Genomic DNA, 8,053 nt, shown 5'->3' with positions numbered 1-8,053 from the left:
GTCCTGCATTGGTCAAGGTGGCGGTTAGCGAGTCAGGCCCGTGCTCGGGCCAGTCACAACAAAAGACATCAACATCACAACCTGTCGTTGTCGTACTAAGTGGACGGCGGGGAACACGACCCTCGTGACCACGCGCTTCAGCGGAGCCAACGCGACTCCCACGGAAAGCGCCCCCACTCCGATGACGAGCTCGAGAACAACGAATAACACGGTTCACGGACTATGTGCGGGATCTGGATGGAGCATCCCGTCCGCGCAGAACGTCATGGAGGCATGGCCCTTCAGGCCTGATTAGAGATCAAGATTGATTCCGACACATTCGCCGAGGCATTCGCATTACTGCAATCACGACACGAGCAAACACCTATGGCGGTACCTCGACCGCCATTTTTTCTTCTCATGCAAAAGCCCGTGCTCACGGTGTGAGCACGGGCTTCAGGCCTGAGCGGCGTCAGGGTCAGCTGGGCAGCGCCGCCGGTGGCAGGCCTTCGTGGACCTTCGTCATCGCGGCGAACCAGGTCCGGGCCGGCACCTTGCCACCGTAGATGTTCCCGCCGTTCTTCCCGCACAAGTACGGGGGCGCGTCACCGCCGCCGTCGCAGATCCCCTGGGGGCTGCTGCCGTCGGCGTAGGTCAGGACAGCACCGGCCATCTGGGGAGTCGCAGCGAGGAACGCTGCCGACTGGTGCGCCTGGGTCGTCCCGGTCTTGCCGATCATGGGCCGATTCCAACCGACGCTCTGCGCTGCCTGGCGCGATGTGCCGTCGGTGTCGTCCTTGCTCATGCCCTGCGCCAAGGCCGCCGCCACCTGCGGGGACACCGCCTGCTCACATGCGGCCTCGTTGAGCTGCAGCGGGTTGCCGTGCCGGTCCTTGATCTCCTCGATCGGCGTCGGCGGGCAGTAGACGCCGCCGCTCAAGATCGTCGCCCCAACGTTGGACAGCTCCAGCACGCTCGTCGGGGTGTAGCCGAGGGTGAATGCGCCCCGGTTGCCCTTCTTGATCACGTCGGCCTGGGACGGGCCGTTCGAGCCATCGGTTTTCAGGGGCAGGCCGCTGGAGTTGACGCCGTTCATGCCGACCCGCAAGCCGAGGCGCGAGGCCATGTCCACGACGTTGTTGAGGCCGGCCCTTTCCGACAGTGCCACGAACGCCGTGTTCGGCGACGTGGCCAACGCCATCTGCAGCGTCCTCGGCCCCGGTTGCACGCCGTCGGCGTTGGTGACGGTGTACGGCGCGGTGCCGTTCTTGTACACGCGGGAGGTGTAGGACGGTGGCACGTCGATCGTGTCGTTGATGCTCATGCCCTGCTCGATCGCGGAGGCCGCGGTGAACACCTTGTAGATCGAGCCCGCGCCGAAGGGCTGCACCCGGCTGACGATGTCGTACGCCGTCTGACCCTTGCTCGCGTCGTTGCCGTAGTCGCGGTTGGCGACCAGCGCCCGCACCTTGTGCTTGTCCTTGCCGGGTTCGACCATCGCCATCGCGTTGGCGATGCCGTCGGTCTGGGTCGGCACCTGGGCTTCGGCGGCGGCCTTGGCCGCGTCGGTGGCCTTGCGGTCGAGCGTTGTGCGGACGGTGTAGCCGCCGGTCTTCAGCTTGTCCTTGTCGATGCCGAGCCGGTTGAGGTAGTCCGTGACGTAGGTGCAGAAGAAGCCGTCGGTTGCACCGTCGCCGACGCCGGCGCAGCCGTTCGGTGGCCGGCCGAGCGGCGACATCACGCCGAGCGGTTCCAGCTTGGCCTTCTCCGCGTCTTCCTTGGTGATGCGGATGTTGTTGTTCGGGTCCGCCATCAGGTCGATCACGAGGTTGCGGCGCTGCATCGCGTCTTGCGGGTTGCTGTTCGGGTTCAGCGAGCCGGGCTGGTTGACGATCGCGGCGAGCAGAGCGGACTGGGCGATGGTCAGCTTGTCGGACGTGGTGCCGAAGTAGGTCTGGGCGGCCGCGCCGACGCCGAAGGTCTGGTTCCCGAACGGCACCACGTTGAGGTATCCGGTGAGGATCTCCTCCTTGGTCATGGTGTGTTCGAGTTCGACGGCGATCTTCGCCTCGCGGAGCTTCCGGGCGATCGTCGACTCCTTGGCCTTCTCGGCCTCCACCTCGGAGTCGGCCGCGACGTGCACGAGGTAGTTCTTCACGTACTGCTGGGTGATCGTGGACGCGCCCTGCGCCGCCTCACCGCTGCTGACGTTGGTCGCCAGCGCCCGCATGGTGCCGTGCCAGTCCACGCCGCCGTGGTCCCAGAAACGCTTGTCCTCGACCGCGGTGATCGCGGCCTTCATGGTGTCCGAGATCTGATTCGGCTGCGTTTCGATGCGGTACTGGTCGAAGAAGTACGCGATCGGTTCGCCGTCCTTGTCCATGATGGTGGACACCTGCGGCATATCACGCCTCGCCAGAGAACCAGACATTTTCGACATGGCGTCGGTCGTCTGGTTGACCATCGCCCCGGCCCCGGTCGCCATCGGCAGCAACAGCGCCGCCACCAGCACACCGGCCAGGACGCACAGCCCGAACATCTTCAACAGCACGCCGCCGCGCACGCCAGCCCCAATCACCAAATGTCCACACGACTCGACCGCCGACCACAGCGCCCACCTGGGGCCCGCCCCCGCTCGTCCAACGACCGGCCCGAGAGCTTCCCGTCGGCATCAGCCGACTCCCGCTTCTCCCTAGCTGTCAGTCGACTCGTTGATATCACATCCGCCGATCCGCTCGACGATGCACCGAACGGCCGAGTCCCCGCCAACAACCCCACGTTCCCGGTGCAGATCACTACACTTGGTGACCACCGGAGTCGATCACCGCGGAGGAAAAATGACCGACCCGTTCCTGGATTCGCTGGCCACCGCGCTCGCCGGTCAAGTCGCCACCGCGCTTGGCACCGCCGGGGAAAAGGCGCTGACGAAGGTCCGCGCGCTCCTGCGCCGCAGGTCGCAGGACGATCCGGAGACGAAGGCCGCGCTCGAAGCCGCCGAGCAGGAATCGGCAGGCCAGCCGCAGATCAAGGCCCTGGCCGAACGGCTGGACCAGGTTTGCGCCGAGGACGCCGCTTTCGCCGAGCAGCTGCGCGCCGAGGGCGCCGAGGTGCACAAAGAGATCTCGGCCACCGACAACGCCGTGGTCAACGTGAACCACGGCAAGGTCAAGAATCTGATTCAGGCGCGCGACATCGAGGGCAACATCACGTTCAACTAGCGCGGCGATCCGACTCGTTCAGGTCCGCCAGGTACTGGTTGTAGGCGGCGAGCTCCGGATCATCTTCGGCGCCGACCGGCGGCGCCGGCGGCGGCACCAGCGGCCGCTTCCGGCGCGCGGCCGACGGGGCCTCTTCGACGACCTGCAGGTCGGCTTCGTCCTGCGGTGCCGTCCCGGGAGCTTCCGGCTCCGCCTCATCTCGATCGCGGTGCGCTTCCATGCGCATCAGCCGGATCCACAGGAAGATCGTGAACACGCCGAACAGCGGCCACTGCAAGGCATAGCCGAGGTTCTGGAAGCTTCCCCCGGCTTCGTGCGCGCGGTCCCACTGCCACACGGCCAGGAAGCCGGTGGCGACCGTGGCCACGATGAAAAGCGCGTGCAGAAGCAGCCAACGCGGGGTCAACAGGCTGCGGAACACACCTCGAATTCTAGGCGGTCCCGAACCGCCTGGGCGGCCCGGCGTCGTCACGGACTGTTCGCACCGGCCACCCGAGGCAGGATTCGCCGATTCGCTGAAGCGCGATTCGGCCGGCTGAAATCACGCGACATGTGTCCAACCACACACCACGTTCTTGACGCGTGGTGACAGGAAGGGAACCTTTCTGTCACCACGCCCAGCCGGCTCGCGCGGTGGTTGACAGGAAGGTTCCCATGCTGCGGCTTCCCAACCGGAAGGCGGCGCCGGGAGGGCTTGGGTGACAGGAAGGTTCCCTTGCTCTCAACCCCGTCGGCGGTGGGAAGCGGCCAAGGGCGTGCCGATGGCGATGAGGACCGCCGCGGCGGCGAAGGTCACCGGATAGCCGGACAGCGTGACCAGGGCACCGAAGCCGATCGAGCCGAGGCCCTGACCGGCGTCGTAGGCGATGTTCCAGGCGGTGCTGGCCACCCCGGACCCGGTGCGTTCGAACATCGCGACCAGGGTGATGTTCTGCACCGCGCCGAACCCGGCCCCGAAGGCAGCCGCGCCGAGCAGGGCCAGTGGGTCCGCGCCCCACGCCGCGACCGCGAGCAGGCCCGTGCCCAGAGCTGCCAGCAGCACTGCGGGCACCAGAACCCGGCGGTGCCCGAGCCGGTCGCCGAGCTGTCCGGCGGCCCACCGGCCCAGCATCGTGGCGGCGCCGAAGACCAGCAACGCAGCCGGAGCCACCGATCCTTCGACAGCCAGCGGCAGGAACGCCGTGAGCCCACCGGCCGCGATCGCCGCCGTGGTCATAACGGTCCACGACGGCAGCAACGCCAGCGGGAACGCGGAGGTACCGGACCGCTCCGTGGCCTCGGCCCGCACTCGCGACATGCCCAACGCCGCCGCGGTCGCAGCCACCGGCAGTGCCCCGGCGATCCAGAACAGCGGGCCGAAGCCGATCTGCTGGGTCAGCCACACTCCGGCGGGGAGGAAAAGAACGTTCGGCAGGCCGATCGACAACCCGTAGAGCCCAGCCGCCCGGCCGCGCTGCGCAGCGGGCACGAGCTCGGCCACCAGCGCTGCGCCGGTCACCGTGAGCAGGCCGAAGCCGACTCCTCGCAAGCTTGAGACACCGAGCAGCAGCCACAGCTCGCTGGACAGCGCGTACAACGGGGTCGGCAAGCCGATCAGCATCGTGCCCAGCACGAAAGCGATGCGGTGGTCGATGCGTTTGAGCAGCCACGGCATGCCCAGCTGGGTCAGCACGGTCACGAGCATGAAGACTGCGTTGGTCGCGCCGGCCGCTACTTCGTCCGCGCCTCCCGCAACCGCCCACAGCGGGAGGACCGGCATGAGCAGCACATATCCAGCGAAACCGCCGACGGTCGCCACCAGGAGAAGCCGAAAAGACCGGTGCTGCAACGCTGTCCTGTCCTTGGCACGGGATTCAACCGAGACTCGCACCAGTTCTTGATAGGCCCGCGACCATCGTTTGTCCATCCGGTCCGGGAAGTCCGAGATGCGCACTCATGGCCGATTGTGGCTTTCGTCAAGATCGGTTTGGCTTGGGCCGTCACTGCGACGGCGAGGAGTTCTGCATGAATCGGATGCGAGCACTGGCACTGGCGGCCGTGGTCGCGGGATCGGCGTTCGTTCCCGCGGCGGCCACCGCACCGCTGACGATGGCGGCCCCGCCGCCGTGCAGCGAGGAGCCCCGGGAGAACCCGATCAGCGAGTTCACCAGCTACGACGAGCTCCTGGTCGAGCTCGACCGGATCGAGCGGGTGAGCGCGGGACGAGTCGCGGTGGAAACCGTGGGCGAATCCGACCGGGGCCGCGACATGCTCCTCGCGCGCGTCGGCACCGGCCCCAAGGTCGTGCTCGTCACCGCCGAGATCCACGGCAACGAGAAGACCGGGCCGGATGCGGTGCTCGACCTGCTCGACTACCTGGGCACCTCGGATTCCAGCCGGGCCAAGCAGGTCCGCGAGCAGCTGACCGTGGTCGCGATGCCGAAGATCAACCCCGACGGAGCAGCGCTGGATCGGCGCGGTAACGACATGACGTGGCAGGAAGTGCAGGCGCGCTTCCCGCAACTGGCGACCGCGCAACCGTCGTGGAACTACTACACCGAACCCCGGCAGGGCGACGACTACTCGCAGCGGCCGGGTTTCGACATCAACCGGGACTACAACCCCGACCTCGGCTACCAGCCGCAGCCGCAGGACTTCCCCGGCAGCAGCGACCGGCCGGGCTGGTTCATCAGCCCGGAGACGCAGACGGTGCGCGATGTCTACCGCGCGCTGCAGGCTGAGTTCGGCGCGGTCGACACCTACATCGACCTGCACCACCAAGGTGCCTGCTACACGGTTCCGGGCACCGACCGGCTCGTGACCTTGAGCCTGTCCGGCAAGTTCGTCGCCGATCCCGCCACCCCGGCCGGTGCCGAATACGCCGAGTACGCCGGCACCTTCCGGCCGGAGTACTCCAAGCAGCTCAACGTGGCCGCGTACAACGCGTTGCAGGCCGCGGCCAACCACAACCCGGACTTCGGCAACATCACCCTCTACCCGCAGGACACGAACCTGCCGGGCACCGGTCTCGGCACGTTCCAGCTCAACGGCAGCGGCGCGGTGCTGTTCGAGGTGCGCGGCCAGACCCAGACGCTGGGCGAGCAGCATCGCGCGATGCTGACCCGCGCCGTCTACATCGGACTAGACGGGATCCTCTCGTCGGTCGCCAGCGGCCAGGTCGACCAGCTCGATCCCGCCGCCTACGACCGCATTCCGCCGACCGACCGCGGCAAGCAGACCATGACCGCCACCACCGACATCGAAAACTGACGAACCCGGCACACCACCGGCGGCGCTCGTCGGCTGCGATCGTGCGCAGCGGCGAGCGCCGTTCGTGCCAGAGCTCCCTGGAAACTCCCTGCACACGGCGGCAGCTCGGCCGGTGGATGACAGGAAGGTTCCCATGCTCGCATCAGGCATCCGGTGGTTGTGGGGGTTTGGTGGTTCGGATCGCGAGCTGAGCGCATGCCGCTGCGGCTAGGGCCGCGGCCGCGAGTGCGAAGGCGACCGTGCTGAAGGCTGCTACCGCTTCGCGCCCGCTGGTTGGCGCCAGATCCAGGTAGAACGCGCCGAAGACGGCGACGCCCACGGCACCGCCGATCTGCAAGGTGGTGTTGAACAGTCCACTCACGTCTGGTGCGTGGCGGGTTTCGACGACGCTCGTCAGGTGGTCGAGCGTGGCGCTGAACGCCGCGCCGTACCCCAACCCGCCGAGGCCGAGCAGGACGACCAGCAGGATCCCGTTGGACGTCGCGGCCCACCACCGGCCCAAGCCGATCCCGGCGAATGCGGCGGCGAGCAGCAGGTTGCCGACCGGCGCCGCCGATCTCCTGAGGTGGGCGGGCAGCCGGCCGAGCAGCGGGCCTGAGACGCCGAAGGCCGCCACCCAGGACACCAGGACCAGCCCGGAGTAGGTAGCGCTCTCCCCCAATCCTTGCTGGAGGTAGAGGGCCAGCACGAACAGCACCGCGAAGTACGTGGCCCGCACTGTGGTCTGCGCGACCATCGCCCACGCCACCGGTGCCCGCCGCAGCAGGCTCAGCTCGACCAGTGGCCGTGCGGCGTGGCGTTCGATCACGACGAACAGCGCGAACACGGGCAGGCTGGCCGCCAAGCACAGCCGCATCCACATCGGCCAGCCCATCTCCCGGCCCAGGATCATCGGAGCGATGAGCAACGCGAGCGCCGCGGCCAAGACCGCCGCTCCTGCCAGGTCCAGCCGCTCCGCGCCGCGTCCCCGGTCCGCAGGCAGGAAGGACCAGGCGATCGCGAACAGGACCGCGCCGATGGGCACGTTGATCAGGAAGACCGGACGCCACCCGGTGCCGAAGAGGTCTGCCGAGACCAGCAGGCCGCCGAGCACCTGCCCGATCACGGCGCTTCCCGCGAGGGTCACCGCGTAAAGGCCCAGCGCACGGCTGCGCTCGTCTTCCCGGAAGTTCAGCTGTATTCCGGTCAGCACCTGCGAAGTCATCAACGCTGCCCCAGCTCCCTGCACGATGCGCGCGCACACCAGCAGAGCGGGCGTCGGCGCGAGCCCGCAGCCCAGCGATGCGAGCGTGAAGACCGCCAGGCCGAGCAGGAACATTCGCCGGTAGCCGCGCATCTCACCCAACCGCGCGCTGGTGATCAGCAGTACCGCGAAGCTGAGCGCGTAGCCGGAGACGATCAGTTCCAGCTCGGCGCCCGAGGCGGCCAGGTCATCGCGGATGGACGGCGCGGCGACGTTGACGATGGCTACGTCCACGTTGCCGAGGAACATCCCGCCCAGCAGGGCGGTGAGCTGCCCGCTGGAGCCCCGCAGCCGTGGCGCCGTTTCGATCATCGAGCTCCTCTTCACCATGTACCGGCTTGATGCCTGGCATGAGTGAATCGGA

At 67.7% G+C, this 8,053-nt stretch carries 6 protein-coding genes; 2 read left to right on the top strand and 4 right to left on the bottom strand.

Annotated features, from left to right (window positions below):
* Nucleotides 1-457 precede the first annotated feature (457 nt).
* Nucleotides 458-2,518: a transglycosylase domain-containing protein gene (locus AB0I53_RS10060; protein ID WP_358599395.1), complete on the bottom strand. Its 2,061-nt coding sequence runs from the start codon at nt 2,516-2,518 to the stop codon at nt 458-460.
* A gap of 298 nt (nt 2,519-2,816) precedes the next feature.
* Here AB0I53_RS10060 and AB0I53_RS10055 point away from each other — a divergent pair, with 298 nt between their 5' ends.
* Entirely contained in the window at nt 2,817-3,197 is a 381-nt protein-coding gene (locus AB0I53_RS10055) for a hypothetical protein (RefSeq protein ID WP_358599380.1), read from the top strand.
* Here the strand turns inward: AB0I53_RS10055 and AB0I53_RS10050 are convergent.
* The gene (locus tag AB0I53_RS10050; protein WP_358599377.1) at nt 3,190-3,618 is read right to left on the bottom strand and encodes a hypothetical protein; all 429 of its coding nucleotides are present in this window, start codon (nt 3,616-3,618) and stop codon (nt 3,190-3,192) included. The two genes, AB0I53_RS10055 and AB0I53_RS10050, sit on opposite strands and share 8 nt — an antisense overlap.
* 300 nt (nt 3,619-3,918) lie before the next feature.
* Nucleotides 3,919-4,995 carry an MFS transporter gene (locus AB0I53_RS10045; protein WP_358599374.1) on the bottom strand — a complete coding sequence of 359 codons (1,077 nt, stop codon included), beginning with the start codon at nt 4,993-4,995 and terminating at the stop codon, nt 3,919-3,921.
* A 206-nt stretch (nt 4,996-5,201) separates the two neighbouring features.
* Here AB0I53_RS10045 and AB0I53_RS10040 point away from each other — a divergent pair, with 206 nt between their 5' ends.
* Nucleotides 5,202-6,446, top strand: coding sequence for a M14 family zinc carboxypeptidase (locus AB0I53_RS10040; protein ID WP_358599372.1), 1,245 nt, complete (start codon nt 5,202-5,204; stop codon nt 6,444-6,446).
* Between the two features lie 142 nt (nt 6,447-6,588).
* Here the strand turns inward: AB0I53_RS10040 and AB0I53_RS10035 are convergent, their stop codons facing one another.
* A complete protein-coding gene (locus AB0I53_RS10035) occupies nt 6,589-8,001 on the bottom strand; it encodes an MFS transporter (RefSeq protein WP_358599369.1) in 1,413 nt (470 codons plus the stop codon).
* Between the last annotated feature and the right edge of the window lie 52 nt (nt 8,002-8,053).

This window comes from Saccharopolyspora sp. NPDC050389, assembly GCF_040655595.1.
Taxonomy (GTDB): Bacteria; Actinomycetota; Actinomycetes; order Mycobacteriales; family Pseudonocardiaceae; genus Saccharopolyspora.
The sequence above is the reverse complement of the archived record's forward strand: the minus strand, read 5'-3'. Positions and strand labels throughout refer to the sequence as shown.

Excerpts from the sequence above, each read along its gene's own strand:
- AB0I53_RS10060 (WP_358599395.1), bottom strand. The coding sequence starts at position 2,518 with ATGTTCGGGCTGTGCGTCCTGGCCGGTGTGCTGGTGGCGGCGCTGTTG.
- AB0I53_RS10055 (WP_358599380.1), top strand. The coding sequence starts at position 2,817 with ATGACCGACCCGTTCCTGGATTCGCTGGCCACCGCGCTCGCCGGTCAA.
- AB0I53_RS10040 (WP_358599372.1), top strand. The coding sequence starts at position 5,202 with ATGAATCGGATGCGAGCACTGGCACTGGCGGCCGTGGTCGCGGGATCG.
- AB0I53_RS10035 (WP_358599369.1), bottom strand. The coding sequence starts at position 8,001 with ATGATCGAAACGGCGCCACGGCTGCGGGGCTCCAGCGGGCAGCTCACC.